At 73.6% G+C, this 26939-nt stretch carries 16 protein-coding genes; 4 read left to right on the plus strand and 12 right to left on the minus strand.

The annotated features are described in order from the left end of the window. Positions 1-77: 77 nt before the first annotated feature. From ACFYOP_RS27895 to ACFYOP_RS27910, 4 genes are read right to left on the minus strand one after another with little or no spacing between them, the layout of a single operon-like run. Positions 78-3560: an SDR family NAD(P)-dependent oxidoreductase gene (locus ACFYOP_RS27895; RefSeq protein ID WP_356897728.1), complete on the minus strand. Its 3483-nt coding sequence runs from the start codon at positions 3558-3560 to the stop codon at positions 78-80. Then, positions 3560-4390 (minus strand): thioesterase domain-containing protein, encoded by an 831-nt coding sequence (locus ACFYOP_RS27900; RefSeq protein WP_356897727.1) that lies wholly within the window; start codon positions 4388-4390, stop codon positions 3560-3562. The genes ACFYOP_RS27895 and ACFYOP_RS27900 overlap by 1 nt, the downstream gene beginning before the upstream one ends. Continuing rightward, entirely contained in the window at positions 4387-7560 is a 3174-nt protein-coding gene (locus ACFYOP_RS27905) for an AMP-binding protein (RefSeq protein ID WP_356897726.1), read from the minus strand. The genes ACFYOP_RS27900 and ACFYOP_RS27905 overlap by 4 nt, the downstream gene beginning before the upstream one ends. Further along, the gene (locus ACFYOP_RS27910) at positions 7557-10919 is read right to left on the minus strand and encodes an amino acid adenylation domain-containing protein (protein WP_356897725.1); all 3363 of its coding nucleotides are present in this window, start codon (positions 10917-10919) and stop codon (positions 7557-7559) included. The genes ACFYOP_RS27905 and ACFYOP_RS27910 overlap by 4 nt, the downstream gene beginning before the upstream one ends. 104 nt (positions 10920-11023) lie before the next feature. Here ACFYOP_RS27910 and ACFYOP_RS27915 point away from each other — a divergent pair, with 104 nt between their 5' ends. Further along, positions 11024-12217, plus strand: a complete 1194-nt coding sequence (locus ACFYOP_RS27915; RefSeq protein WP_356897724.1) for an acyl-CoA dehydrogenase family protein — start codon at positions 11024-11026, stop codon at positions 12215-12217. 2 nt (positions 12218-12219) lie between these two features. After that, positions 12220-13242 (plus strand): acyl-CoA dehydrogenase, encoded by a 1023-nt coding sequence (locus ACFYOP_RS27920; protein WP_356897723.1) that lies wholly within the window; start codon positions 12220-12222, stop codon positions 13240-13242. A 70-nt stretch (positions 13243-13312) separates the two neighbouring features. Here the strand turns inward: ACFYOP_RS27920 and ACFYOP_RS27925 are convergent, their stop codons facing one another. Further along, entirely contained in the window at positions 13313-14068 is a 756-nt protein-coding gene (locus ACFYOP_RS27925) for a thioesterase domain-containing protein (protein ID WP_356897722.1), read from the minus strand. Positions 14069-14144: 76 nt separating this feature from the next. Between ACFYOP_RS27925 and ACFYOP_RS27930 the strand changes: the two genes are divergently transcribed. Beyond that, positions 14145-14795, plus strand: coding sequence for a 4'-phosphopantetheinyl transferase superfamily protein (locus ACFYOP_RS27930; RefSeq protein WP_356897721.1), 651 nt, complete (start codon positions 14145-14147; stop codon positions 14793-14795). Positions 14796-14941: 146 nt separating this feature from the next. Here ACFYOP_RS27930 and ACFYOP_RS27935 read toward each other — a convergent pair whose 3' ends face one another. The 7 genes from ACFYOP_RS27935 to ACFYOP_RS27965 all read right to left on the minus strand — a co-directional run bounded on the left by ACFYOP_RS27935 (position 14942) and on the right by ACFYOP_RS27965 (position 25461). Then, positions 14942-16540 (minus strand): amino acid adenylation domain-containing protein, encoded by a 1599-nt coding sequence (locus ACFYOP_RS27935; RefSeq protein ID WP_356897720.1) that lies wholly within the window; start codon positions 16538-16540, stop codon positions 14942-14944. After that, positions 16537-20052 (minus strand): condensation domain-containing protein, encoded by a 3516-nt coding sequence (locus ACFYOP_RS27940; protein WP_356897719.1) that lies wholly within the window; start codon positions 20050-20052, stop codon positions 16537-16539. Before ACFYOP_RS27940 ends, ACFYOP_RS27935 begins: the two co-directional genes overlap by 4 nt. Before the next feature lie 162 nt (positions 20053-20214). Next, the gene (locus ACFYOP_RS27945; protein ID WP_356897718.1) at positions 20215-21507 is read right to left on the minus strand and encodes an MFS transporter; all 1293 of its coding nucleotides are present in this window, start codon (positions 21505-21507) and stop codon (positions 20215-20217) included. 169 nt (positions 21508-21676) lie between these two features. Then, positions 21677-21889, minus strand: coding sequence for an MbtH family NRPS accessory protein (locus ACFYOP_RS27950; RefSeq protein WP_053645756.1), 213 nt, complete (start codon positions 21887-21889; stop codon positions 21677-21679). Between the two features lie 88 nt (positions 21890-21977). Beyond that, a complete protein-coding gene (locus ACFYOP_RS27955; RefSeq protein ID WP_356897717.1) occupies positions 21978-22982 on the minus strand; it encodes an ornithine cyclodeaminase family protein in 1005 nt (334 codons plus the stop codon). A gap of 38 nt (positions 22983-23020) precedes the next feature. Beyond that, complete coding sequence (locus tag ACFYOP_RS27960) at positions 23021-24193, minus strand: FAD-dependent oxidoreductase (RefSeq protein WP_356897716.1); 1173 nt, start codon at positions 24191-24193, stop codon at positions 23021-23023. Beyond that, positions 24190-25461, minus strand: coding sequence for a DegT/DnrJ/EryC1/StrS family aminotransferase (locus tag ACFYOP_RS27965; RefSeq protein WP_356897715.1), 1272 nt, complete (start codon positions 25459-25461; stop codon positions 24190-24192). Before ACFYOP_RS27965 ends, ACFYOP_RS27960 begins: the two co-directional genes overlap by 4 nt. A 231-nt stretch (positions 25462-25692) precedes the next feature. Here ACFYOP_RS27965 and ACFYOP_RS27970 point away from each other — a divergent pair, with 231 nt between their 5' ends. Beyond that, positions 25693-26889, plus strand: a complete 1197-nt coding sequence (locus ACFYOP_RS27970; protein WP_356897714.1) for a cytochrome P450 — start codon at positions 25693-25695, stop codon at positions 26887-26889. The last annotated feature ends 50 nt before the right edge of the window (positions 26890-26939 follow it).

The raw sequence follows: 26939 nt of genomic DNA on the forward strand, positions 1-26939 counted from the left end.
GCCCCGACGGCGAAGGGCGACGGCGGCACCGGGTGTCGGTGCCGCCGTCGCCACAGCGGAAGCGGGTCAGGGGCAGGTCAGGCCAGGGCGCTCGCCAGGGCGCGGACCGTCGGGTGGTCGTAGACGGCGGAGACCGGAAGGGACGCCGCGAAGCGTTCGTTCAGACGCCCGATCATCCGCATGACCCGCAGCGAGTCGCCGCCCAGGACGAAGAACGTGTCGTCGCGGCCGACGCGCTCGACGCCCAGGAGGTCCGCCCAGACCGCGGCGATCTCCCGTTCGAGTTCGCCCTCGGGCGCGCTGTACTCGGCCCGGACGGGTCCGGCGGCACCGCGCCGGCGTACGCCGGTGACGTAGGGCGCGATGTACTCGTTGGCCGGGTCGGGTCCGGCGAGCAGACAGGTCTCCGGACGCGCGAGGGCGGCCAGCAGAAGCTGCACGCCGCGCGCCGGGTCGATGCCGCGCAGCCCCCGGTGACGCGCGGCGGCCGCCAGCGGACTGCCCTCGTTCATGCCGGTGCCGTCCCACATGCTCCAGGCGACGCAGCGGACCGTCCGGCCCTGGGCCGCCCAGCGTTCGGCGTAGCCGTCGAGGGCCGCGTTGGCCGCGGCGTACGCGCCGAAGGAGCTGCCCCCGAAGAAGCCGTTGACGGAGGAGAAGAGCACCACCGCCGTGCCGGGCCGCTCGGCGAGGAGCCGCTCGATGGCCAGGGCGCCGCCCGCCTTGGGCCGCATCATCGCGGCGAGCCCGTCCGCCGTCTCCGCGGTCAGGGTATGGGCGTCGAGCGCGTCCCAGTGGTCGCGCACATCGGCCCCGGCCAGGTGCAGCACGGCGTCCACCGCCCGGCCCCAGCGCCGCTCGGCGGCCGCCACCGCGGCCTCCAGCGCGGCGGCGTCGGCCACGTCCACGGCCGCGTACTCGACGTCGCCCAGCTCCCTGAACTCCTCCAGTGCCGCCCGGCGTTCGCCGGTCAGCTGGGACTCCGGGGTGCGGCCGGTGAGCAGCAGCCGGACGCCGAGCGCGGACAGCAGATAGCCGGCGACCTCACGCGCGATGCCGCCGAGACCGCCGGTGACGAGCGCGGTGCCGCCGGTGGGCAGGATCTCGCGGGGGACGGTGAGGGCGCCGGGCTCGGGCACGGGCCGCAGCCGCTGCACATGGGCGACGCCGCCGGCCCGTACGGCGCTGACGTCCTCGCCGGGCGCGCCGCGGACGGCGGCGACGGCGGCCGTGTCGTCGGCGTCGACGGCGATGTCGACCAGGCGTACCGCGCCGACGGTCTGCTCGGCGCGGGCGGTGCGCACCAGGGCGGCGAGCGCGGCCCGGCCCGGGTCGACGGTGTCGCCGTCGGTGACGGCGGCGGCGTGACGGGTCAGGACGGTGACCTTGGCGTGCGGGGCGCCGGCCGCCAGGGCGCGCAGCGCGAACAGAACGCCGGTCGCGGCGCGTTGCGGATCGGGCTCAAAGACGCCGGGGGCGTACTCCCAGGCGTGCAGGACGTGTTCGGGCACGCCGCCGAGTGCGGCGGCGAAGTGGTCGAGCGCGCGGGCGTGCTGGCCGGGGTCGAGCGGGTCGACGGTGGCGCGGAGCGGCCCGTCGGTGAGGAACGGGGAGCCGGGCGCACCCGGCCGGATCACGGCGATCGGAGCACCCGGTCCGGTCATGCCGTCGGCGAGGGCGACCGGCAGGGCGCTGCCTTCGGGGGCGTAGACGAGCAGCGCCTCGGCCGGGGGCCGGGCGGCGGCGACCGGTTCCGTGCCGCGCTCGCGCCCGGCCTGCGGCGCGGGCACCCAGACGCGTTCGAGGAGCCAGCTGCCGTCGGTTTCGTCGTCCGGGGTGGCGTCGTAGCGTCCCTCCGCGTACGCCGTGGCGAGTTCGGAGCGCTGGATCTTGCCGCTGGCGGTCTTCGGGAACTCGTCCTCCGAGAGGGCGATCACGGCGCGCGGGTGGAGGCCGATGTCCCGGGCGAGGGTGGTGGCGATGTCCTGTTCGAGGGTGTCCGTCGCGTGCTCGGCCGGTACGTGGAAGACGACCACGCCGTCCGTGTCGCCGTCCCGTACGGGGCAGGCCGCCGCCCAGGTGGCGCGGACGCCCGGGACGGACTCGACGACGGCTTCCACCTCGTGGGAGGGGTAGTTGGCGCCGTTGACGATGAGCATGTCCTTGCTCCGGCCGGTGAGGGCCAGCCGGCCGTTCAGCAGGAAGCCGAGGTCACCGGTGTCGAACCAGCCGTCCCCGGTGAAGGAGGACGCGTTGGCGGCGGGGTTGCCGTGGTACTCGCGCAGCAGGGTCGTACCGGAGATGTGCAGCCGCCCGACGTGCCCCTCGGGCAGCACCCGGCCGTCCTCGTCGACGATGCGCAGGGAGACTCCGGCGACGGGCGCGCCGACGTCGGTGAAGGTGACCGCCCGCTCGGAGCCGTACGGCACTTCGGCGAGGTGGGTGCCGAGGGTGGCGGAGTCGACGCTGAAGGTGCCGACGGCGGGGTCGTCGGGATCGAGCCGGGAGTAGGTGACTCCGGAGGAGGTCTCCGACATGCCCCAGCAGGGCACCATGGCGTCGGCGGGCAGCCCGTGGGGGCGCAGCAGCCGGACGAAGCGGCGGGCGGTGCGGGCGACGACGGCCTCGCCCGCGTTGCAGATGTTGCGCAGGGACGACAGGTCCCAGCTGCCCTGCGCGATGGCGTCGGCGTGCTCGTTCACCAGGGAGAAGGCGAAGTTGGGCGCCCAGGTGTTGGTGACCTTCCACCGGTCGGTCAGGTCCAGCCAGGTCAGCGGCCGGCCGACGACGGACTCGGTGCGGGCGTTGATGTGCTCGCAGCGCAGGAAGACGTCCCGGACGTTGAACATGACGATGCCGCCGACGTGGTCGAGGGGCATCCAGTTGAGCGCGACGTCGTGTTCGGTGAAGCCGCCCGCGTCGATGGCCGCGTAGGTGCGGGCGACCAGGGAGCGGTTGGCGTGGCGGACGCACTTGGGGATGCCGGTGCTTCCGGAGGTGAGCAGGTTCAGCACGTCCTGGTCGGGGGTGACCGGTTCGACGCGGCCCGGCGACGAGGCCGTCAGCTCCTCGACGGCGTGGACGCGGATCCCCGGTTCGTCCCACTGGGCGGCGAGCGAGCGGACCGGCTCGCGCAGTGCGCGGTCGGTGAGGACGAGGGGCCGGCCGAGCAGCGTCCAGGCGGCGCGCAGTTTGCGGGTGACGGCGTTCTCGCGGGTGTAGTCACGTGCCTCGCCCACCGGTGTGGGCAGGAAGCCGCCGAGGACGCAGGCCCAGAAGCCGGTGACGAAGGCGCGGTTGTCGTGGCACTGGAGCAGCACGGAGTCACCGGGCCGCAGGCCGAGTTGCTGGAGCCCGCCGAGGACACGCAGGCCCTCGTCGAGGAGTTCGGCGTAGGTCTGCCGCTCGTGCGTGCCGTCGGCCTGTACGTAGACCGTGCCGCGTCCGCCGGCGGACGCGGCCGCCTGGAGGAGCGCCTCCTGCAGGGTGCGCGCGGCGCCGGGCGGCACCACGGGGTCGGGTCCCGCGACCAGGGCGGGCCGCGGCGGGGCTTGGGTCATCAGGCTTCCTCCAGCTCGGTGGCCGCGAGGGGCCGGGCGGTCTTCAGGGCCGAGACGACGGCCGCCACGGCCTCCGGCGTCATGTCGTTGACGAAGTAGTGGCCGCCGGGCACCTGGACGACGTCCCGTGGCGGCGCGGTGGTGCACCGGCCCCAGGCGGCGGCGTCGGCCTCGGTGACGACGGTGTCCGCGTCGCCCCGCACGGGCAGGACGGGGAACGGCAGCGGGGCGGCGTCGGGGTCGCCCCGGTGGGTCTCCCACAGGGCGAAGTCGGCGCGCAGCAGGGGCAGCAGGAACTCCATGAAGGCGGCGTTGGCGAGCAGCCGTTCGGGGATGCCGCCGAGCGCGCGGACCCCGTCGAGGAAGTCCTCGTCGGGCAGGGTGTGCAGCGGCCGCGCGCGGGCCGGCAGGTGCGGGGCCCGGTGTCCGGCGGCGATCAGCAGCCGGGGCGGCTCGGCGCCGCGGCGCACCAGTTCCCGGGCGGTCTCCGCGCCCAGTACGGCGCCCGCGCAGTGCCCGTACACGGCGTACGGCACGGTGGTGTACGGGCGCAAAGCCAGTGCGCAGGCGCGGGCGAGCGGTCCGACGCCGGAGGGCAGCGGGTCGCGCGCTCGGTCCTCGCGGCCGGGCGGCTGGACGGCGACGATCTCGATGTCGTCCGGCAGCAGTCCGGGCCAGGAACGGTAGAGGGAGGCGCCCATGCCGGCGTACGGGAAGCACAGCAGCCGCAGCCGGGGGCGCCCCGGGCGCGCGGCGCGGCGCACCCAGGGCGACTCGGCGGTGAACACGGGCGGTGCGGAAACGCCGGGGGCGGGGGCGACCGTGGTCATGAGGCCCGCCTCCGGGTGATGGCCGGCAGGGCCGGGACGGCGGCGGGCCGGCGGCCGGCGAGGAGCCGTGCGAGCGCCGCGGGCGTGGGGAACAGGAACAGGTCCTGCAGGGACACCTCCAGCGGCACCTGCTGCCGCAGCCGCACCAGCATGCGCCCGGCGTCGAGGGAGCCGCCGCCGAGGTCCATGAAGTCGTCGTCGGCGCCGTAGCGGATCTCGCCGAGGACCTCGGCCCACAGTTCGGCGATCGTCGTCTCCATCCCCTCCGCGGGCTTCCGGTACGGGGCGCGGACCCGCCACCGCGTCCAGTCCTCGGGTGGCAGGGCGCGGCGGTCGATCTTCTTGTTGGCGTTCCGGGGCAGCTCCGCGAGGTGGACGAAGGCGATCGGGATCATGTAGTCGGGCAGCCGCTCGGCGAGGAAGTCCCGCAGCACGGCGCCTTCGAGTCCGTCGTGGCCCGGCCCGGTCACCAGGCAGGCGACCAGCTGGGTGTCGCCGGCGGCGGAGCGGACGGGTACGACGGCGGCCTCCGCGATGCCCGGGTGGGAGAGCAACGCGGTCTCGACGTCGCCGAGTTCGACCCGGCAGCCGCGGACCTTGACCATGTCGTCGGTCCGGCCGTGGTGTTCGATCAGCCCGTCGGCGCGGTAGCGGCCGAGGTCGCCGGACCGGTAGAGACGGCTGCCCGCGGGGCCGTGCGCGTCGGGCCGGAAGCGGTCCGCGGTGAGCGCCGGGTCCCCCCAGTAGCCGAGGGCGGCCTCCGGGCTGCCGAACCAGATCTCGCCGAGGGCGCCGGCCGGCAGGAGTTCGTCCTCGTCGCCGAGGATCCGCAGCCGGACCCCCGGGTTGGCCCGCCCGATGGGCGGCGGGGCGAGCCGGTCCCGCGCGGTCGCGGTGGAGGCGGTCAGCCGCTTCTCCCAGGGCTGCAGCGGGCTGGCGACGAACAGCGCCTCGTGGCAGCCGTAGCCGACGGCCACCTCGAACGGCAGGTCGGAGGGGCCCCACCGGTGCAGTTTCTCACCGCCCATGATGAGGACCCGTACGGGTGTGTCCGGCGGCCAGGTGAGCCGCTGGAGGCTGTCCCCGATGGAGGTGACGACGAACACGGAGTGGATGCCGCTCGCCACGACCCAGTCCCGGAAGGCGGGCGGGTCGGCGAGCGTGCCGGGCTCCGCGACGTGGACGGTGGCGCCGACGACGAGCATCCGGGCGACCTCGGCCATGGTGGTGCCGAACCCGGTGGGGGTCGTCCAGCTGCCGCGGTCCCCCGGCCCGAGGAGCGTCGCGTCGGCGAACGAGGCGCCGGCGTGGACGATCACCCGGTGCTGGCCGTAGACGGCCTTGGGTTCGCCGGTGGAGCCGGACGTCTGCATGATGTAGGCCAGGTCGTCGGGACGGACGTCCAGACCCGGGTCCAGGCCGGGCAGGGCGGCCAGTTCACCGTCGAGTCCGTCCCTGAGCAGGGTGCGGTCCGCGAGGAGCCCGGCGGCGGGGGTCGCGGCGGTCGTGATCACCAGCCGGGGCGGCACCTTGGCGAAGACGCTCTCCAGCCGGGCGGCCGGCGCGGCCGGGTCGATCGGGAGGACCACGCCGCCCGCCTTGTGCACGGCGAGGAGCGCCTCGATCCACTCGGCCGAGCGGGGCAGGCTGAGGGCGACGACGTCGCCGCGGCGCAGCCCCCGGGCGGTCAGGTGGTGGGCCAGCCGGTTGGCGCGGGTGTTCAGTTCGCCGTAGGTGATCCGCTCGGCGCCGCGGACCACGGCGAGCGTGCCGGGCGAGCGCCGGGCGTGCTGTTCCACCAGGGTGTGCAGCGCGGCCCGCGGCTCCCAGCGGTCGGGGAGGTCGCTGAACTCGTGGAGCAGCTCGTGGGTGTCCTGCTCGTCCAGCATGACGAGCCGGTGGTGCGGAGCGTCGGGGGCGTCGAGGCCCGAGCGCAGCAGCCGCAGGAAGTGGCGGGCCAGCGCGCTGATCGTGCCCCGGGCGAACACGTCGGAGCGGTAGCGGATCTCGGCCGCGCCGCCGGATGTGATCACCAGCTCGAGTTCGGCCTCCGTGGCCGGGTCGGTGGCCTCCGTCGCGTTCCACGCCGCCGGCGGCGCGGGACGCAGGGCGACGACGGAGGCGTACGGGCTCGGGTTCTGTTCGCCGACCAGTCGTCCGGCGAGCTGGGCGAGCAGCGGGACGGGCAGCGTCGCTTCGCCGAGCCCGCGCCGCACGCCGTCCGTCACCTGACCGGCGACCGCCCGCAGCCCGCCGGTGTACGTCACCACGGGCAGCACCTCTGCCACGGCTCCCCGCGGCCGCCGCCCCGGCCGTACCCGGTCGGTCTCCACGCCGACCACCAACTCGCCCGACCGCGACCACCGGTGCAGCACCAGCGCCCACGCGGCCACCAGCACCTCGCCCCCGGGCACGGCGCCGGCCGGGCCGCCGGGCGGCTCGGGTGCGGCAAGTGCCGCGGCCGCCGTGAGGAGGTCGTCGGGGACGACGAAGCGGTGGCGCGACCAGTCCGGGGTACGGGTGTGGTCACCGGGGGCGGGGGTACGCGGCAGCGCGTTGTCGAACGGCACGCCGAGCAGTTCCTCGCGCAGCCGCGCGAGCTGATCGCCGCTCGGCCGCCCGGGCTCGTCCGCGGGGACGGAAGCCGGGCCGGCCGCAGGAGCGGGGCGGGCCCCGTCCCCGGCGGGCCCGCACAGGTCCGCGAGCCGGGACAGGAGGACGCCCGCGTCCGCGTGGTCGACGAGCATCCGGTCGAGGATCAGGGAGAGACGGACGCCGGACGGCGTGGTGGCGATCAGGGCGCGCGCCAGGGCGGGCCCGCTGCCGCCGGGGTCCTCCTGCTCTCCGGGCTCGCTCTCGAACCGCTCCAGGAGCAGCGCGGCGGCGTCCTCCGGTACGTGCACCCGGCGGACCGTGATCCGCGCCGCGTCGGGGTCGACCACGAGGGAGCCGTCGGGCCGCCGCAGGGTCGCCGCGAAACTGTCCGGGTACGCCGCGGCGAGCGCGTGCAGCGCCTCGTCGAGCCGCTCCTCGCCGATGTGCGCGGGCGGTTCGAGGCGCAGGGCGAGCCTGCGCACCCGCGAGGTCCGCGCGACGGTGCGGAACCTGTCGAGCGCGGGGTCCACCGCCGTCCTGGCGGCGGCCGGGAACACCGTTCCTTGGTCGCTCACGGGGTCACTCCCTTCGTCTTCGCTGCGAGGCCGTCGTCCTCCAGCAGCGCTGCGACCTCGTCGTCGTCGCGGTTCTCCACCATCGCGAGCACGTCGAGGACGCTCTGCCGGCGGCTGCGGGTCCGCTCCACCAGGGCGTCGACCGCCAGGGCGGTGCCGGACACGGTCGGGTTGCGGAAGAAGTCGGCGATGGGCAGTTCGACGCCGAACACGGCCTTGACCTTCGGTGCGATGCGGATCGCCTGGAGGCTGGTGCCGCCGAGGGCGAAGAAGTTGTCGTGGTTGCCGACCCGGGGCGCGGCGAGGAGCGGTTTGAACACCTCGTCCGCGAGGAGCCGTTCGGTCTCCGTGCGCTCGCCGTCGTCCGTGTCGTCGTCCAGCGGCGCGAACTCGACGGCGGGCAGCGCCTTGCGGTCCACCTTGCCGCTCGCGGTGAGCGGGATGTCGTCCAGCGGCACCAGGAACGTCGGGACCATGGTCGGCGGCAGCCGGTCCGCCAGGTTGGTCCGCACGGAGTCCAGGTGCAGCCGGCTGCCCGGTGCTCCGACGACGTACGCGACCAGCAGGTTGTCGCCGCGCGGGCCGGTCACCACATGGGCGACGGCCTGTCCGATCTCGGGGACGGCGAGCAGCGCGGCCTCGACCTCGCCGAGTTCGATGCGTACGCCGCGGACCTTGACCTGACGGTCGACCCGTCCGCGGAAGACGATGTCGCCGTCGCTCTGCCAGCCGGCGAGGTCGCCGGTGAGGTACATCCGGGATCCCGGCGGGCCGTAGGGGTCGGGCCGGAAGCGCTCGGCCGTCTGATCGGGCCGGCCGAGATAGCCGCGGCCCAGGCCGGCGCCGGCGACGGCGAGCTCGCCGCAGGCCGACGGGGGCAGCAGGTCGAGCTTGTCGTCGAGGACGTACGCCCGGTGGTTGCGCATGGCGCGGCCGATCGGCGGGGAGGCGTGCCAGGTGCCCTCGCACCGCTTGGCGATGACGGTGACGGTGGTCTCCGTCGGACCGTAGCCGTTCCAGAAGGCGCGGCCGCCTGCCGCCCAGCGGGTGGTGAGCTCGCCGCTGAAGGCCTCGCCGCCGACGAAGCAGACCCGCAGCTCGGGGTAGTTCTCCGGGGTGAGCAGATCCATGATCGCCGGGGGGAGGTCGATCACGGTGACCCGCTGCTCGGCGAGGATCCGGTCCAGTGCGGAGATGTCCCGGCGTTCGTCCTCGTCTGCGAGGTAGACGCTCGCGCCGGTGAGGAGCGCCCCGAAGAGCTCGAAGACGGAGACGTCGAAGCCGGTGGAGGCGAAGGCGAGGAAGCGGTCGTCGGGGGTGAGGCCGAACATCTCCTGTGTGGTGCGGATGAAGTTGGTGACGTTGCGGTGCTCGACGAGGACGCCCTTGGGGCGGCCCGTGGAGCCGGAGGTGAAGATCGAGTAGGCCAGATCGGCCGGGTCGGTCGAGACCGCCGGCGCGGCGTCCCGCTCCTGCGCGTCGAGGGCCTCGACGTCGATCAGCTGCCAGGGACCGTCGGGCAGTTCGTCCGCGGTCGTGGCGTCCCCGAGGACCACGCGCACCCCGGCGTCCGTGAGGACGGCCTCGTTGCGGGCGGCCGGGTTGCCCAGGTCGAGCGGCACATAGGCGGCGCCGGACTTGAGGACGGCGAGGACGGCCTCCGCGAGCCGCGGGGTGCGGCGCATGGCGACGCCGATGAGCTCGCCGGGTGCGGCGCCGAGTTCGGCGAGCCGGTGGGCGAGGGCGTTGGCCCGGCGGTCCAGCCGGCGGTACGTCAGCGTGCCGTGCGGACCGGTGACCGCGGTGCGGTCGGGGTGGGCGGCGGCCGTGCGGGCGAACGCCGCGTGCACGGTCTCCGCCCCGTCCTCGTCGCCGGCGGCGTCCGAGTCGCCGGCCGGGACGTTCCAGCGGGTCAGGATGGCGCGCCGCTCGTCCTCGGTGGCCAGCGGGGCGCGGGTGAACGACGCCTCGGCGTCGGCGCAGAGGGTGCGCAGCTGGCCGAGGTAGCGGTCCAGGAAGAGCCGGGCCGTCTCGGGGGCGTAGAGCCCGGTGGCGTAACGGACCCTCAGGACGGGCGTGTCGCAGCCGAGTTCGGCGGTGAGGGCGAACTCGAAGGGCGAACTGCCGGTGTCGAGCTGCTCCAGGGTGATGGTGAGGTCTCCGGCGTCGGCCTGCCGCTGGGCGGGCGGTGTGACCTCGAAGCCGATCTGGACGAGCGGCAGCCTGCCCTGGTCCGGTTCGACGCCGCCGGCGGACAGCAGCTCCTTGAACGGCAGACCGCCGTGCTCGTCGGCGGCGATCCGGGCCTCGTGCGTGAGGCGGACCAGGTCGGCGAAGGAGGTGGCGCTGTCGGTGTCGACGCGGACGGGCAGCAGCTGGCCGCAGTCGCCGACCAGCAGGTCGGGGTCGAAGGCGCCGAACACGTCACCGGGGACCCCGATGAGCAGGTCGGTACGCGAGGTGAGGCGGCCGACCAGCGCGAAGTAGCCGGCGAGCAGCACGTCCTGATCGGGAACCCCGAGCCGGCCGGCCAGCGCGGCGACGGAGCGGGAGAGCGGCCCGTCCAGGGCGCGCTGCACGGTGCCCGCCGTGAGGTCGAGGACGAGTCCGCGCGGCCTGTCGGGGACGATCTCGGTGCTCTCCCAGCCGGAGAGGGCGCCGCGCCACCAGTTCCAGTGGTCGGCCGCCTCCTCGGACGCGGCCCACTCCCGCTGCCAGGCGGCGTACGCGCCGAACTGGGGCCGTTCCGGCCGGTCCTCGTGCCGCGCCGCGCGGCCGGCGGGGGATCCGCCGGTGCGGGCGGCGTAGCCGGCGGCGAGGTCGCGCAGCACGACGTCGGCGGACCGGGGGTCGAAGACCAGGTGGTGGGAGAACCACAGCAGGACGTGCCGGTCCTCCGCGACCTTCAGCAGCCGCAGCCGGACCATCGGCCCGCCGTCCAGGTCGAATCCGTGGCGCAGTTCCTCGCGGGCCAGGGCTTCGCAGCGCTCCGGCAGCCGCTCCTCGCCGACCGTCTCGGCGGTGAGCCGGCTGCCCGGCCTGCCCCGCACGATCTGCTCGCCGGACGGGTGGTCGTGCGGGAACACCGACCGGAGCACGGTGTGCCGGTCGAATATCTCGTCCAGCGTGGCGGACAGCGCGTCCTGGTCCAGGTCGCCGTGCAGGGTGTAGGCGAAGGCAAGGGCGTACCGGCTGTCGCCCGGTGACACCTTGTCGAAGACCCACAGCTGCTCCTGGCGGAAGGTGAGGGGCGACACCCTGGTCCCGCGGTCCACATTGCCGATTCCCTGAAGGAACTGCTCTCGTCGCTCGGCGGGCAGACTTCGCAGCCGGCGCAGGAGCTCGCTCTCTTGTGTCATCGCGGCCTTCCCCCAACTCGGGTTACATGTCGACTTCCATCAACAGTCTTCGTTGATTATGTTGACTGTAGTACGGTGAGGAAAGTCTCGACAAGGGTGAGGCCATGGACTTCAGCATTCTGCGGACAACAGACGAGTTTCGCCGTGAGCTGCGCGAGGTGCTGTACTCGCCTGCTGTCGACGACCTGGTCAACGCGGTCGCGGCGCGGGCGGACGGGATGGACGGCGATTGCCGTGAGCTCTATCGGCACTTGGGGAAACACGGGGTGCTCGCCCCGGCGTGGCCCTCCGAGTACGGCGGAAGGGACGGTGACTTCACCGAGACCATCGTCCTGATGGAGGAGCTTGTCCAGCGTGGTGTTCCACAGAGTCTCTACTTCATCTCCGTTCAGATTGTAGGGTCGCTCATCCTGCAGTCCGGTACGGAGGAGCAGAAGCTCGCCCTGCTGCCCCGGCTCGCCTCCGGCGACCTCGCGGCGTGCATCCTGTTCACCGAGCCCGACAACGGCTCCGATCTGGCGGGCGTCGTCACGCGCGCCGAGCAGGACGCCCGCACCGGCGAGTGGACGGTGCACGGGCGCAAGAAGTTCAACCTCAAGACCGCCTACGCGGATGTGGCGCTGATCGCCGCCCGCACCGACGACTCGGTCAGCCAGTACGAGGGCATCAGCCTGTTCCTCGCCCCGCTCACCGCCCCCGGGGTGACGGTCCGTCCGCTGCCCAGCCTGGCCGACGAGCAGTTCCACGACGTCGCCCTGGACGGCGTCCGGGTCGGCGCCGACGCCGTACTGGGCGCGCCGGGCGAGGGGTGGTCCCTGATCACCGGGATGTTCTCGGCGGAGCGCAGCGGCGTCGACTACTACGCCCGCGGTCTGCACTGGCTGCGGCTGGCCGAGGAGCAGCTGACCGCGGGCGGCCGGCAGGCGGGTGAGGACGAGGCGTCGGGCCTGGCCCGGCACTGGGCACGGCTCGACGCCGGACGGCTGCTCACCTGCCGTGCGACCCAGCGCCTGCAGGACCGGGAGCCGGACATCGCAGAGGCGTCGCTGGCCAAATGGCACAACTCCGACACCGCGCAGAAGATCGCGTGGTGGTCGCTGGAGCGCCTGGGCCTGCCCGTCGCGGCGGGCGGACCCCAGTCCTCACCCACCGAGGTGCTGGAGGCGGCCTACCGCGAGGCGGCCGGCATGACCATCTCCGGCGGCGCCTCGGAGGTACTGCTCGAGATCGTGGCCGGCGCCCGCCTGCACCACGAGTCCGACCACGAACACGCCCACGCCGGCAGGAGGCAGCGCTGACCATGGACCTGCATCAGGATCCGATCCAGAGCCGGATCGCCGACGCCGTCGCCCTCGCCCTCACCCACACCGGAGGGGCGCGGCGCGAACTCGCCGCGGTCGGCGTGCCGGCCATCGGGCTGCCGGTCTCCCTCGGCGGCATGGGCCTCGGCCTGACCGCCGACATCGCGGTCAACCGGGAACTCGGCCGCGCCCTCGAGCCCGTGCCGGAACTGCGCGAGACCGTACTGTGCCTGGAACTCCTGGCGGACGCCGGGGTCGACGGGCTGGGGGACGTGCTGTCCCGCATCCACGAGGGCGTGGGCAGCGCCGTCAGCATCGGCCTGCACGGACCGACGACCGTACGCCTGGACGGTGACGGGCTGCTGTGGGGGACCAGCGAGGCACTGCCCGCGGCCGACTGGGACATGGCGCTGGTACGGGCCGCCACCGACGGCGGGGGCCACCGCTGGCTCCTGGTCCGGCCCGACGGCGCGACCGTGCACCGTGAGGAGGCAACGCTGCTCGGCGCTCCGGCGGCGCGCTGGCGGTTCGAGGCGGCGGCCGGCCAGCCCGTGCCGGTCGTGGAGACGCAGCGGCGGCGGGCGGTCGCCGCGGCACGGGTGCGCCAGGCCGCGCTGCTGCTCGGCATCGCGAGCCGGGCCCTGGACACGGCCCGCGCCCATGTGGGCCGGCGGCTCCAGTTCGGCAAGCCGCTCCTCGAGTTCCAGACCGTGAGCCACCGCATCACCACGCTCCTCGGCGACGCCGACGGCTGGGAACTGCTGCTCAACGAGACGGCCTGGGCGCACGACCGCGACGCCGGGGCGCCCGCCGCGGCGCCGCAGATCCTTGCGGCGGCGGCGGAGCACGCGCTGAAGGCCGCCCGGCTCTCGCTCCAGCTGCACGGCGTCCGGGGCATGCTGGCGCACTCGGTGCCCGCGACGGCCTACCGGCTGGCGACGGTGGAGGCGGTACGGCTCGGTCCGCCGGCCGGCCTATGGCTGGAGGCGGGCCGGGCGAGGCTGGCCGGCGCGCGGGCCTGAGCCGGTAGGGACGCCAGGAGCCCCGCCCGGGTCCACCGGGCGGGGCTTCCTGGCGTTCGTACCGGCCCGTTCAGGCCATGGCGGTCAGGTCGCGGGCCAGAGCGGCCACCAGGTCCGCGGGGGCGTCCAGGAAGGTGTAGTGGGTGCCGCTGAGGATCTCCTTGCGGGCCGCGCCCTCGGCGACCCAGTTCTGCCAGCCGCCCATCAGGGCGTGCGGGACCTCCACATCGGCGTCCCAGCCGAGCGCGGTGACGGCGCAGGGCAGGGAACCGGCCGCGTCCTTGCGGTACTTCTTGTTGGCCTCGACGTCCGCGACGAGCACCTCCAGATAGAGGTCGAGGATCTCCTCGGGCGGCTCGGCGGCCCCGAGCGCGGCCAGCAGGGCGACGAGCTCCGCGCGCAGCCCCTTCTCGTCGAGCCCCAGGAAGCGGCCGTACGGGCCGTCCTGCGGGGCGACCTGGGAGGAGACGAAGACCCGCTCGGGCGGCCGCAGTCCGCGCTCCACGATCCGGATGACGCTCTCGAAGGCCGGCAGCGCGCCTCCGCAGTGCCCGAACACCGCGTAGGGGCGGTCCAGATGCTCGGCGATGCCCGCGACGAGCTGGTCGGCCAGCTCCTCGTAGGTGCCGAAGTGCGGTTCCCTGGTGCGGTTCTCACGGCCGGGGAGCTGCAGCGGGACGACCTCGGCCGGGCCGATGCTGCTCGGCCAGCCGCGGAACATGGAGGCGCCGCAGCCGGAGTAGGGGAAGCAGAACAGCCGCACGGCCGCCTCTGTGGAGGGCGGAGTGAGGAACCATCGAGACGGCGTTGACTTCGCAGTATTCATAACCACATACTACATAAGCACTATAGAGACTGTAGAGAAGTCAACCCAAGCCACAGTGGAATGCCGGGGTGATGTGATGCGTGATCTGCTTCCCGGAGCCGTCGCGGTGGCGGTGGCGGACGCCTCGGCGTGGGCCGAGGAGCCGCTGCCCGAGGAGGCCGCGACGCTCAGCGAACGGGCGGTCCCCGCACGGCGGAGGGAGTTCCGGGCCGGCCGGGCGTGTGCCCGCCGGGCGATGACCGCGCTGGGACTGCCCGCCGCGCCCGTGCCCGCGGGCCGTAACCGGGCCCCGGTCTGGCCGCCACGGGTCGTCGGCAGCATTTCGCACACCGGTGACTACTGCGCGGCGGCGGTGGCCCGTTCGGGCCGCATCCGGTCGATCGGCATCGACGCCGAGGACAGCATGCGGCTGGACGAGGCCACCCGGCGGCTCGTCTGCCTCCCGGAGGAGGAGGACTGGTGGCGCGGTCCGGGCGGCGGGGCCCCGCACTGGCCGACCGTGTTCTTCAGTGCCAAGGAGGCCGTCTACAAGGCCTGGTTCCCCCTGGTCGGCGGCTGGCTGGGCTTCCACGACGTCCGCGTCGAACCGGACCCGGACACGGGCACGTTCACCGCCCGCATTCTGGGCGCCCGCCGCCGCCCGGACCTCGCACCCGAGGTCCTCCACGGCAGTTTCGCCCTCTCCCCGCACCTGGTCCGCACCGCGGTGGTGGTGACGGCGCCCTGAGGCGTCGGACGCGTCCACGCGAGTGGGGGCGGCGGCGGATCGGATCCGCTGCCGCCCCCACTCGCGTGCGCGTCCCCGGCCGCGCACCGCGGGCGTCACCCACGGTCCGGGGGCGCGGCCGTCACTCCGCGCCCCCGGACCCGCGGTCACTCCGCGTTCTCCGCCATCGCCCGCAGCCGCGGGCGGTCCATCTTGCCGTTCGGCATGGTGGGGAGGTCGGTCACCGCCCGGAAGCGGCCCGGGACCATGTAGTCGGGCAGCAGGTCCGCGAGGCGCGTGCGCAGAGAGGCGAGGGCAGGGGCGCCCAGACCAGGTTCCAGGACGACGAAGGCGACCAGGGTCTTCTCGATGCCGTCCTCGCCCCGTACCGCGACCGCGCACGAGGAGACGCCGGGCAGATCGCCCAGCACCCGCTCGACCTCGGGAAGTTCGAGCCGGAAGCCGCGGATCTTCACCTGGTCGTCGGCGCGGCCGAGGTAGTCCAGGGAGCCGTCCGGCCGCCGCCGGGCCACGTCGCCGGTGCGGTACATGCGGCGGCCCGGCCGGCCGGGCTCCGGGAGGAAGCGGTCCGCCGTCAGGTCCGGACGGTTCCAGTAGCCGTAGGCGACCTGCACGCCACCCACGTGGATGTCGCCGATGCCGCCGGGCGGCACCTCGTCGCCCAGCGCGTCGAGGACGTACACCCGGTTGCCGGGCAACGGCAGACCGATCGGCGGCAGGGCCGGCCAGCTGTCCGGATCGCCCTCCAGGGGGTGCCAGGTGACCACATGGGCCTCCGAGGGGCCGTACTGGTTGATCAGGCGGCAGCCCGGCAGCGAGTGCAGCAGGGCGCGCAGGGCCCGGGAGCACTGCAACTGCTCCCCCGCGGTGATGATCTCGCGCAGCGGCGGCGCGCCGGGCGCACCCGGCTCCGCGACCAGGACCAGCGCCTGGAGCGCCACGTACGGGAGGAACATCCGGTCCACCCGCTCACGTGCCGCCGCCTCCCACAGCCGGAGCGGATCCCGCCGTTCCTCCTCGGTCACGCACACCACGGTGCCGCCGACCGCGAGCGAGGCGAAGATCTCCTGGAACGCGACGTCGAAGGAGATCGCGGAGAACTGCAGGGTGCGGCTGCCGACGGACGCCTCGGAGGCGCCGGTCTGCCATTGCACGATGTTGGCGAGCGCGCCGTGCGGCATGGCGATGCCCTTGGGGGCCCCGGTGGTGCCCGAGGTGTAGAGGACGTACGCGAGATCCTCCGCGGCGGGCAGCGCCGGCAGGACGGACTCCGCGGCGGCGGCCCCGGTCCGCGGCGCCGGCTCGTCGCCGAGCAGCAGCACCGTACGGTCCGCGGTGGCGAACCGCTCCGCCGTCCGCGCATGGCCGAGGACCACGGCCACCCGTGCGTCGTCGAGCATGTGCTGCAGCCTGGCCCGGGGGTAGCCGGAGTCCAGCGGCAGGAACGCCGCGCCCGAGCGGAGCACCCCGATCAGGGCGACGATCAGCTCGGTGGACCGCAGGGCGGCCAGGCCCACCAGGTCACCGGGCCCGACGCCCTCGCCGCGCAGCCGGGCGGCGACCGCGCCCGCCCGCTGCCACATGTCCCGGTAGCTGACGGTGGAGCCGTGTCCCGCGAGGGCGGGCGCGTCGGGGTGGCGGGCGACGGCGTCGGCCACCAGGTGCAGCACGCTCGGCGCGTCGCCGGCGCGCACCTCCTCGGCGGCCGGCGCGGGTGTGGCGGGAAGTCGGATGTCGACGCTCATCGGCGGTTCGCCCCCTCCGGGATGCGGCCGGCGGCGCAGAGCACGCCGTCCAGGACATGGGCCACATGGGTCAGTTCGGGATTGCGCATGATGCTGTAGTGGTCGCCGGGGACCCGGTGCACGACGACGTTCTCGGCGACGGCCCGCCAGCCGTCGACCGCCTCCGGGGACTGCTCCGCCTGGAGCAGGTGCACCTCGCCGGGGTACCGGGGGCCGGCCGGGCGGTAGGCCGCGAGGCCCAGCATGTTGTCCCGGTAGATGCCGTACCGCCGCACCACCTCGTCGAGGTCGAGCCCGGCGGGGGCGGAGTCGCTCCAGCCGTCCAGGACGTCGGCGAACAGGCGTCGTGCGGTGAGCAGTTCGCTGCCGGGCGGCAGCTCGGCGGCCGGCATGCCGAGGTCCGCGGTGAGGTCCCGCAGGAAGCTGTGGAGCAGATAGGCGTGGGTGTCGGGGCTGTCGGGATCGCCGTCGTACAGGAAGGAGTCGATCAGTACGACCGGTCCCGGGTCCTGACCCCGGGCGTGCAGCCGGCGGGCCATCTCGAAGGCGAGGGTGCCGCCGAGCGACCAGCCGCCGAGCACGAACGGTCCGGGGTCGGCGGCCTCCAGCTCGGCCAGGTAGCCGGCGGCGCGGGCTTCGTGGGAGGGCGCCTCCTGGCCGCCCTCGAAGGCGTACACGGTGCGGTTGGTGAGCGCCGTGGCCAGGGAGGCGTAGCAGAAGACGCTGCCGCCCGCCGGGTGCACCAGCGCCAGCGCGGGCGCGACGGTGCCGGACTGGATACGGGCCAGGGCCCCGGGCCGCTCCTCCGCGCCGGCGCCCAGCGAGCCGATCCGCACGGCCAGGTCGGCGATGGTGCGGTACCGGAACAGGACGCTGACCGGCAGGTCCACGCCGGTCGCGCGGCGCAGCCTGGCCATGACCTGTACGGCGAGCAGCGAATGGCCGCCGAGCAGGAAGAAGTTGTCGTGCACGCCCACCGACGGCAGGCCGAGGACCGAGCGCCAGATCTCGGCGAGGGTCTCCTCCAGCGGGGTGGACGGCTCGGTGTGCTCCGGCGTGGCGCTCTGCTTCTCCGCGGCGGGGGCGGGCAGCGCGGCCCGGTCGACCCGGCCGTCGGGGGTGAGCGGGAAGGCGCCGAGGACGACGTAGGAGGTGGGCAGCAGCACCTCGGGCAGCAGGCGCTGGCAGTGGGCGCGCAGTGCCTCGCGCAGCCGGCCGGTCTCCTCGGAGCCGGGGACGTGCGGGCGGTGCGGGACGAGATACGCCACGAGCACCAGGTTTCCGGTGTCGTCGAGTCGGGCGTCGACGCGGGCGTCGCCGACTGCCTCGTGGGTCAGCAGCACGGCCTCGATCTCGGCGCGCGGGACCCTGACCTGCTTGAGGTGGACCTGCTCGTCGCGGCGGCCGAGGATCTCCAGGGCGCCGTCCTCGCGGAAGCGCCCGAGGTCGCCGGTGTCGGTTTCCGGGCCGCCGCCGACGGACCCGGACGCGGCGGACACGTGGACGCTGCCGGGCACGCCGACGGGCACCGGGTTGCCGTGGGCGTCGAGCACCCGGACGCGGCGTCCGGGCAGCGGGCGGCCCGCGATGTCGTGGCCGGCGGGTGCGTCGCCGGCGCAGCGGCGGGTGGCGATCTCACCGGCCGCGGGGCTGATGTAGAGGGTGTGCAGCTCCGTCGCCGGCAGCGCGGCCAGGCAGCGGCGCTCCAGGGTGAGGGGCAGGGGTTCGCCGGAGACGACGATCCGCCGCGGGGCGCGGACGGCGGCGCCGTTCTCGACCGCTGCGACGAGCTGGTGCAGCAGCCCGGGCCGGATGCGCAGTTCGGTGATCCCCTCGGTCTCCGGCGTATCGGTCCCGGACGCGTCCGTCCCAAGTGCGTCCGTCCCGAGCGCGTCGGTCCCGGACGCGTCCGTCCCAAGTGCGTCCGTCCCAAGTGCGTCGGTCCCGAGCGCGTCCGTCCCGAGCGCGTCCGTCCCGAGCGCGTCGAGGACGGCCCGCACGTCGTCGCCCGCGTCGAGGACCCTCTCTGCCGACTCGGCCGGCGTCAGGGCCATCGTGGCGGGCGCGGTCAGCCGGTCGAGTTCGGCCAGGTCGGCGTCGTCGAGCAGAGCGAGTTCGCTCAGCGGCCGGTCGGGCTCGGCGAGCGCCCGGGTCAGCAGCCGGCCGAAGGTCCGGCTCATGCGGTGCATCACGGCGGAGTCGAAGAGTTCCGCGTTGTAGACCCAGGAGCCGCCGAGCCGCCGTTCGTGGGCGTACAGGTTCAGTTCGAGGTCGAAGCGGACGATGCCGCTGTCGAACGGCACGAGATCGGCGCCGAGATGGGGCAGGCGTACCCGCTCGTCGCCCGCGGTCTGGTAGTTGAACAGCACCTGGAAGACGGGGCTGACGGTGGGGTTGCGGTCCGGCTGGAAGTCGATGACGAGCTTCTCGAAGGGCATGTCCTGGTGGGCGAAGGCGCCGAGCACGGCGTCCTTGCCGCGCCGCACGGCCTCGCGCAGGGTGGGCTCCCCGGTCAGGTCGGACCGTACGACCAGGGTGTTGACGAAGAAGCCGATCAGCCCCTCCAGCTCCTGGTGGGTCTGTCCGGCGACCGGTACGCCGAGGAGGACGTCCTCCTGGCCGCTGTAGCGCCCCATCAGGGCGGAGAAGCAGGTGAGCAGGACGGTGAACGGGGTGGTCCGCTCCCGCAGCGCGAAGGCGTGCACGGCCCGTGCCAGGTCCTCGGGGAACTCGAACTCCTCGTTGCCGCCGTTGACCCGGTGGCCGGTGGGCCTGGCGCGGTCCATCGGCAGCTGGAGGATGCCCGGAGCGCCGCTGAGCCGTTCGCGCCAGTACGAGGTGAGTTCCTCCTCGCGCTCGCCGGTGAGGCGGCCGCGCTGCCAGATCGCGTAGTCGATGTACTGCTGCGGCAGCTCGGGCAGCGAAGCGGCCGTCCCCTCGGTGAACTCGCGGTAGTAGGCGTCGAGTTCACGGAAAAGCGTGCCCACGGACCAGCCGTCGCAGACGATGTGGTGGACGCACAGCGCGATCAGGTGCTCGTCCGCGGAGACCCGGACGGTCATGGCGCGCAGAAGGGGACCGGTCGCGAGGTCGAAAGGCTGCGCCGACCACTGCTTGACGCGGTCCTCGGCGGCCGCCGCGGGGTCGGCGGCGGTGGCGACGTCGACCTCCTCGAGGGCCGGTTCGAAAGGCGGCCGCACCTGCTGGACGGGCATGCCGTCGGGTGCGGGGAACACGGTCCTGAGCACCTCGTGGCGCTGTACGACGCGGCCGAGGGCGCGTGCCAGCGCCCGGCGGTCGGGGGCGGTGGAGGTACGCAGCACGATGGGGATGTTGTACGCGCAGCTGCCGGGAACGAGCCGGTCGAGGATCCACAGCCGCCGCTGGGCGAAGGAGACGGGTCCTGTCCGGGTCTCCTTGTCCGGGTCGCGGTCGCGGTCGCGCTCGGCGAGCAGCCTGGCAAGCCGGCGCCGCTTCTCTTCCAGGGCATCGGTCGGTATCTGGTCGGTCACGGGGCTACCCGTCTTCCTCGTCGCCGTCGGGCCAATGGATGGAACGCGCGTGAACAGCAAAGGGTGTTGAGGTGAGGCACGAGGCCCGGCCGCCGGGGGACGTACGGCCGGACCTCGTGCGGTCGAAGGGGTGGGCGGAGGGTCACGTGCGGGGGGGCAGTCCTAGGCGGCCTGCATCTCCGCCGGGACCTCGTCCCTGATGCCGTGCACCGAGCCGGCCACCAGCCAGCCGATGGCGGTCCAGGCGAGCACCGCCGCCAGGGCGAACGCGGCGGCGTTGCCCCACACGGAGGCGGCCGCGGCGCCCAGCATGGGGCCGACCGCGTTGGCGCCCCAGACCAGCGGGAGCGAGACGCCGCCGACCCGGCCCATCAGGTGCGGTGGGGTGGCCTTCTGCACCATCGTCATGATGCCGACGTTGGCGATCGGCGTGGTGAGCGAGGCGAGGAACTGCGAGAGCGCCACGACCACGACGCCCGCCGTGCCCTGGCCGGCCGCGATCAACAGCAGCACGGCGAGACCGAGCAGGGCGTGGGTCACGATCAGCGCCCGTCCCATGCCCAGGTGGTGCAGGGCCTTGCGGGAGAAGATCGCGCCGATGACGAAGGCGACACCGCCCGCGCTCATGACGAAGCCGAGCTGTGCGGGGCTGAAGCCCAGGTCGTCGTAGGCGTACACGACGAGCATCGCCATGGTCATGGAGACGGCGAGGTTGCCGAAGAAGCCCATGAGGGTCAGGCTCCGCAGCAGCCGGTTGCCGACGAGGGTGGTGAAGCCGTGCTTGAGGTCCGCGACGGCCGCGCCGACGCCCTTGCCGCTGGGCTGCGGGGCGGGCTCCGGCTTGCGGATGGCCCAGATCGTGTAGGTGGAGACGAGGAAGGACAGGGCGTCGACGGTCACGGCCTTGGCCGCGCCGAGCACACCGACGAGCACACCGCCGATGCTGCGGCCGAAGACCGCCGCGAGCGAACGGCTCATCTGGGTCTTGGCGTTGGCCTCCGCGAAGTCCTCGCGCTCGATCAGCGCCGGGAAGTGCGCCTGGTAGGCGAGCTGGAAGATCACGTCCAGGGCGCCCTTGATCACGGCCACCGCGTACAGGTGCGCCATGCTCACGGAGCCCAGGAAGGCGGCCAGCGGCAGCGAGCCCAGCACGACGGCACGGCCGAGGTTGGCGGCGATCATCAGGGGGCGGCGGCGCATCCGGTCGATGAGCACACCGACCACGGGGCCGAGGACCACGAACGGGATCCACTGCAGGGCGATCAGCAGACCGACGGATCCGGCGGAGGCGCCGAACGCGAGGACTGCCAGGGACGGCAGCGCGATCAGGGAGACCTCGCTGCCCAGCAGGCTCACGGACTCGCCGGTCCACAACTTCATGAAGTCGCTGTTGCGGGTGAGCCCGGGCCTGCGCGGGGCTTCGGCCGCCCTCCCGGGCTGCTCCTGGGTGGTCATCAGGTGTTACCTCTCTGCGTGTGAGGGGACGGGGGTGGTACGGGTGGAGGTGGGGGGAACCGGGGGTGGCGGCGGTCCGTGGGCGGCCGTGTTCGTGTGCGGTCGGTCGGCGGGCCGTGGTCGGGGGCCGTGGTCGGCCGGTCAGCCGGTTTCGGTCAGTGCGTCGCGGTCAGTCGGTCGCGGCCGCGGCGAGACGGCGGCGGAGGCTGAGCGGGCGCATGTCGGTCCAGACCTCCGCGATGTGGGCCAGGCAGGCGTCCTTGGGGCCGGAGAAGCCGGTGGCGGTCCAGCCGAGCGGAACCTCGCGGCCCTCGGCCCAGATCGAGTACTGCTCCTCGTGGTTGACCACGACCAGGTACGTGCGGCCATCGTCGTTCTGCATGGGTGTCAGCTCCTTGTCGTCCGTGTCACAGACCTGTGGGTCGTGGAGGGTGAGTCGTGGTTCGTGGGTCGTGGGTCGTGGGTCGCCGTCAGGGGAAGGAGATGCGCTCGCCGATGCCGTGGGCGACGGCCCGCCGGTACACGAGGTCGGCGGCCACCGAGTCCTGGACGGGCAGGCCGAGCGTCTCGAAGACCGTGGTCCCGGTGTCGTCGGTGCGGCCGGGCCGGGCGCCGGACAGGACTTCGCCGATCTCGGCGACGATGGCGTCCGCGGTGAGGGCCCCCTCGGCGATGGGCAGCAGGATGTCCCCGGCCTCCCGCAGCGCCGCTTCGCGGTTGTCGACGATCAGCCGTGCGCCGGCGACCGTCGCGGTCGGCAGCTCGCGGCAGCCGGGCCCGAACGCGCCGATCGCGTTGATGTGGACGCCGCGCCCGGCGGGCAGCTCCGAGGCGTCGAACACCGGCTCGTCGCCGGCGACCGAGGTGGCGGTGCACAGGACGTCGCAGTCGGCCAGGGCCTGCGCGGTGGAGTCGCACACCTCGGCACGTGGGTAGAACCCCTCGGCCCAGCGGGCGAGTTTCTCGGCGGTGGCGCGCGTCCGGCTGTAGATGCGCACCCGCTCCCAGTCGCGCGTCCGGGACAGCGCTTCCAGGTGGCCGCGCGCCTGCACTCCGGCGCCGATGACCGCGAGTTCGCGGGCGTCGGGACGGGCCAGGGCGCGGGTGGCCACCGCGGTGACCGCGGCGGTGCGGATCTCGGTGAGGGCGCCGGCGTCCACCAGGGCGAGCGGCTGTCCGTGGACCGCGTCGACCAGGATCACCAGGCCCTGGACGCTGGGCAGCCCCCGTTCGACCGCGCGCGGGAACATGCTGAGCATCTTCAGGCCGAGCACCGGCTCCTCGGCGGGGCCGCCGACGGCGGGCATCAGAAGCACCATGCCCCCGTGGCCGGGCGGCTCGACGGTCACCCGCGGGTGCTCGTAGAGCTCCCGCCGGGACGCCCTGACCATGGTGTCCTCCATGGCGGGGATCGCGTCGTCGTAGGTGAGCAGCTTGCGTACAGCGGCTGCGTCGATCACATGAAGGTGTCCCACCGGCTTCTCCTCGGATAGCGGTGTCGGGTGGTGGCCGGTCATGGGCGCAGGCGCCCCAGGGAGTACTCGGTGCTGCCGTCGAGGGCGAGCTGGGCGAGCGCGCTGCCGAAGACGGGGACGAACTTGAAGGCCCAGCCGGCCGCGTGGACCAGCACCCGGTCGCGGCCCTCGCCGGGCGGCAGCGCACCGAGGTAGAACTGCCGTCCGTGGTCGCGGGGCAGGGCGATCAGGCACGATCCCGGCTGTACGGGCTCCGGGTCGAGCATGGGCATGTGCCGGGCGACGAACTCCGCGGTGCGGCGCAGCTGGTGCGGGTCGGGCCCGGGCCGGGCGGCGGCCGGCGCGGACCTGGGGTCGCTTTCGAAGTCCGGGGCGACACGCACCAGTTCGCCGGGGCTCCACGGGTTGGCGCCGAATCCGTAGAACAGGTTGGAGTCGGTGTCCGTCGGGGTCTGGAAGGCGAACCAGGTGGGCAGGTCACGGGTCCGGTCGCGGAGGCGGAAGTACGCGGTGGCCATGTCGTACACCTCGATGTCGAGGCGGACGCCGAGCGGTTCGGTCAGTTCGTTGGACCAGGGGCCGGCGGTGACGACGACCTTGTCGGCGGTGATCCGGGCGCCGTCGGTGACGACCTCGACGCGGTCGGGGTGCGGCTCCAGGGCGAGGACGCGCCGGCCGGGCCGGATCTCCGCGCCCGCCGAGCGGGCGAGGTGGGCGAGGGACCAGAGCGTGCCGCGGACGTCGACCACGCCGCCGTCCGGCTGGTGAAAGCCTTCGTAGTGGGCGGGCAGTCCGGTGAATCCGAAGCGCTCCTCGATGGCGGCCGCGGTGAGCCACTCGTAGGGCAGCCCGGCGTCGTCGAGGACCTGGGCGGCGTCGGCTATCTGGCCCTCGTTGGTGGCCTCCTTGGTCTCGCCGAACCACAGGCTGCCGGTGTGGTGCACCAGCCGCCGGCCGCAGGCCTCCTCGATGCGGCGCCACAGGGGCAGGGCGCGCACCGTCAGCTCGGTGAGATCGCGCTGGGTGTACTGGAGGCGCCACTGGCGTTCGGCGCCGGCGGAACTGCCGGTGTTCTCCGGCCCGTCGCTGCTCTCCAGGACGAGTACGGAGGCGCCGCGGCCGGCGGCGTACCAGGCGGTGCTGAGTCCGACGGCGCCGCCGCCGACGACGACGAGGTCGTAGGAGTGGTGCGGGGTGCGGGGTGCGGTCATGCCGTCCTCCCGAGAGGGGTCCGCCCGCGTCGCCACGACCGGCTGATGGTGCGCTCCAGCTGGTCCATCAGCTGGGCGGCCTGGTCGTCGTCGATTCCGGGCTGGCAGGGGATGTTGATCATTTCCCGGAACCAGCGGCGCTCGGCCACGGGGCACTCGCCCTCGCGGTGGCCGTGGGCCCGCCACTCCGGCATCAGGTGCAGGGGGAAGTAGCGCAGCGACAGTTGCGCCCCGGCCGCGTCCATGGCGTTCAGCAGGCCGTCCCGGTCGATCAGTTCGGGGTCCACGAAGGCGGTGAACAGGTGGTACGGGTGGTCCACGCCCTCCGGCACCGGCGGTACGTACAGGCCGGGGATGTCCGCGAGGCGCTCGGTGTACTGCCGGGCCAGCTCCCGGCGCCTGGCCTGCAGCGCGGGCAGCCGCCCGAGCTGGACGAACCCCACCGCGGCGGCCGGCTCCGCGAGCGTCCCGTTGATGCCCGTTCCCCGGAGCATCAGGCAGTCGGCGGTGTAGGAACCGGCGGGGAACATGGCCCCGGCGGGCGGACGCCGGGTCGAGGCGAAGGTGTGCCGGGAGGGTACGTAGACGGCGTCGACCTCGTTGTCGCGCAGCGCGGTCGCCCGGGCGGCGGCCTCGTCGTCCTGCACGACGAGCATGCCGCCCTCGCCCAGCGTGGTGATGTTCTTGGAAGAGTGGAAACTGAAGATTCCGAAGTGTCCGAACGAGCCGAGCGGCCGGCCGTGCAGCGACCCGCCGATGGCGTGTGCCGCGTCCTCGACGACGGTCAGTCCGTACCGCTCGGCCAGCGCCATGATGCGCGGCATGTCCGCCGCCCGGCCGCCGTAGTGGACCATGACGACGGCCCGGGTCCGTTCGGTGATCAACTCTTCGATGCGCTCGGCGTCGATGTTGAGCGAGTCGGGCTCCACGTCGCAGAAGCGGACCCGTACGCCGTAGTCCAACAGCGGCTGGACGGTGGCCAGATAGGTCTGCGGAGTGGCGATGACCTCGTCGCCGGGGCGCAGGTCGAGCAGGTGGAGGGCCAGCCGGAGCGCGGTGGTCCCGCTGGTGACCGAGAGCGCGTGCGCGACGCCGAGGTGCGCGCGGAACGCCTCTTCGAAACGTTCCCGCCAGACGCCCCCGGAGAGCGGGCTGCCGGACCGCAACAGTTCTTCGATCACGGCCAGTTCGTCGTCGCCGAGGATGCTCCCCCGGTTCGGTCTGGTGTGGGAGCCGAGCGGAACGACTGCGGATGGTGCACTTTCCATGATTCCCCGCATCGTCTGAAGGGCCTGTGTCGACCCCTGGGTTGGTGACACAACACAATGGCGACAACTAACCAAACACGCTACACGAAAGACTTCAAGTAATTCATCAAAATCTAGAAAGTCTCCAGTGTGGTTCCGTTGCCGCTCCAGAGCCGCTCCAGCGACCGCTGCGAGCCTGCGGGGAGTGTGGTTTCACCATGAGGAGAGGACGCCGCCTTGACGACCTGCCCGATGCACGAGAACCCCCCGAGCTATCCGTTCGGCACCCGTCCGTCGGTGCTGGACGCCCCCATCGAACTGCGCGGCCTGCGGGAGCGCCCCGCCGTCCGGGTCACCCTGCCCAGCGGGGACCCCGGATGGGTCGTCACGCGTTACGAGGACATCCGCGCCCTGCTCTCCGATCCGCGTCTGCACCGCGACCGGACCAGCGAGGACCTGCCGCGGATCACCAAGGACAACGCGATGTTCCAGGACCCGAACGTGAGCCTGGACCCGCCCGAGCACCCGCGGATGCGCCGGCTCGTCACCAAGGCCCTGAGCGCCGCCCGGGTCGAGAAGATGCGCCCGCATGTGCAGGGTCTGGTCGACGAGTTGCTCGACGCGATGGAGGCCGCCGGTCCCACCGCCGATCTTGCGGAGGCGCTGGCGTTCCCGCTCGGCATCCGCACCCTGTGCGGGCTGCTCGGTGTCCCGCCGGAGGACCAGAAGGACTTCCGGCTGTGGACCGACGCCTATCTGTCGGTCAACCGCTACACCGCGGAGGAGGTCGCCCGGTACCGCGGTGAACTGTTCGGCTACATCCAGCGCCTGGTCGCCGCCAAGCGCGAGCAGCCCGGCGACGACCTGATCAGCTCCCTCATCGCGGTACGGGACGAGGACGAGAGCCGGCTCGGCGAGTACGAACTCCTGTACTGGGTGCAGGGGCTGCTGATGGGCGGGTACGAGTCCACCGCCAACCACCTGTCCGCCGCCGTCGTCACGCTGCTCGCACACCCGCAGGAGCTGGCGAAGGTCCGCCAGGACCCCTCGCTGGTCCCGGCCGCGGTGGAGGAGCTGCTGCGCTACCAGGTGCTCTTCTCGCAGCTGGCCGCCGTGCGGTACGCCTCCGCCGACATCGAGGTCGGCGGGACGACGATCCCGGCGGGGTCCGCCGTGTTCCTCGCCCTGGAGTCCGCCAACCGCGACGAGGAGGTCTTCAAGGAGCCCGAGGCCCTGTGGGTGGACCGGGACGACAACAAGCACCTGTCGTTCAGCGCCGGGCCGCACTTCTGCGCCGGCTCCGCCCTGGCCCGGCTGGAACTCCAGACGGCGATCGGCACCCTGCTCCGGCGTTTCCCGGACCTGCGGCTCACGGTCCCGGCGCAGGAGCTGACCCGTAACACCGGTGTGCTCGTGGAAGGGTTCACCGAGGTGCCGGTCACCTGGTGACAGGCCCGCTCCGCACGGCCCGTGGCTCATGGGGACGACCCGTGGGCCAC

The organism is Streptomyces sp. NPDC006294 (assembly GCF_042870895.1).
Taxonomy (GTDB): domain Bacteria; phylum Actinomycetota; class Actinomycetes; order Streptomycetales; family Streptomycetaceae; genus Streptomyces.

Excerpts from the sequence above, each read along its gene's own strand:
- ACFYOP_RS27960 (WP_356897716.1), bottom strand. The coding sequence starts at position 24,193 with ATGACCGCACCCCGCACCCCGCACCACTCCTACGACCTCGTCGTCGTC.
- ACFYOP_RS27895 (WP_356897728.1), bottom strand. The coding sequence starts at position 3,560 with ATGACCCAAGCCCCGCCGCGGCCCGCCCTGGTCGCGGGACCCGACCCC.
- ACFYOP_RS27900 (WP_356897727.1), bottom strand. The coding sequence starts at position 4,390 with ATGACCACGGTCGCCCCCGCCCCCGGCGTTTCCGCACCGCCCGTGTTC.
- ACFYOP_RS27910 (WP_356897725.1), bottom strand. The coding sequence starts at position 10,919 with ATGACACAAGAGAGCGAGCTCCTGCGCCGGCTGCGAAGTCTGCCCGCC.
- ACFYOP_RS27920 (WP_356897723.1), top strand. The coding sequence starts at position 12,220 with ATGGACCTGCATCAGGATCCGATCCAGAGCCGGATCGCCGACGCCGTC.
- ACFYOP_RS27945 (WP_356897718.1), bottom strand. The coding sequence starts at position 21,507 with ATGACCACCCAGGAGCAGCCCGGGAGGGCGGCCGAAGCCCCGCGCAGG.
- ACFYOP_RS27965 (WP_356897715.1), bottom strand. The coding sequence starts at position 25,461 with ATGGAAAGTGCACCATCCGCAGTCGTTCCGCTCGGCTCCCACACCAGA.
- ACFYOP_RS27930 (WP_356897721.1), top strand. The coding sequence starts at position 14,145 with ATGCGTGATCTGCTTCCCGGAGCCGTCGCGGTGGCGGTGGCGGACGCC.
- ACFYOP_RS27925 (WP_356897722.1), bottom strand. The coding sequence starts at position 14,068 with ATGAATACTGCGAAGTCAACGCCGTCTCGATGGTTCCTCACTCCGCCC.
- ACFYOP_RS27970 (WP_356897714.1), top strand. The coding sequence starts at position 25,693 with ATGCACGAGAACCCCCCGAGCTATCCGTTCGGCACCCGTCCGTCGGTG.
- ACFYOP_RS27935 (WP_356897720.1), bottom strand. The coding sequence starts at position 16,540 with ATGAGCGTCGACATCCGACTTCCCGCCACACCCGCGCCGGCCGCCGAG.
- ACFYOP_RS27915 (WP_356897724.1), top strand. The coding sequence starts at position 11,024 with ATGGACTTCAGCATTCTGCGGACAACAGACGAGTTTCGCCGTGAGCTG.
- ACFYOP_RS27950 (WP_053645756.1), bottom strand. The coding sequence starts at position 21,889 with ATGCAGAACGACGATGGCCGCACGTACCTGGTCGTGGTCAACCACGAG.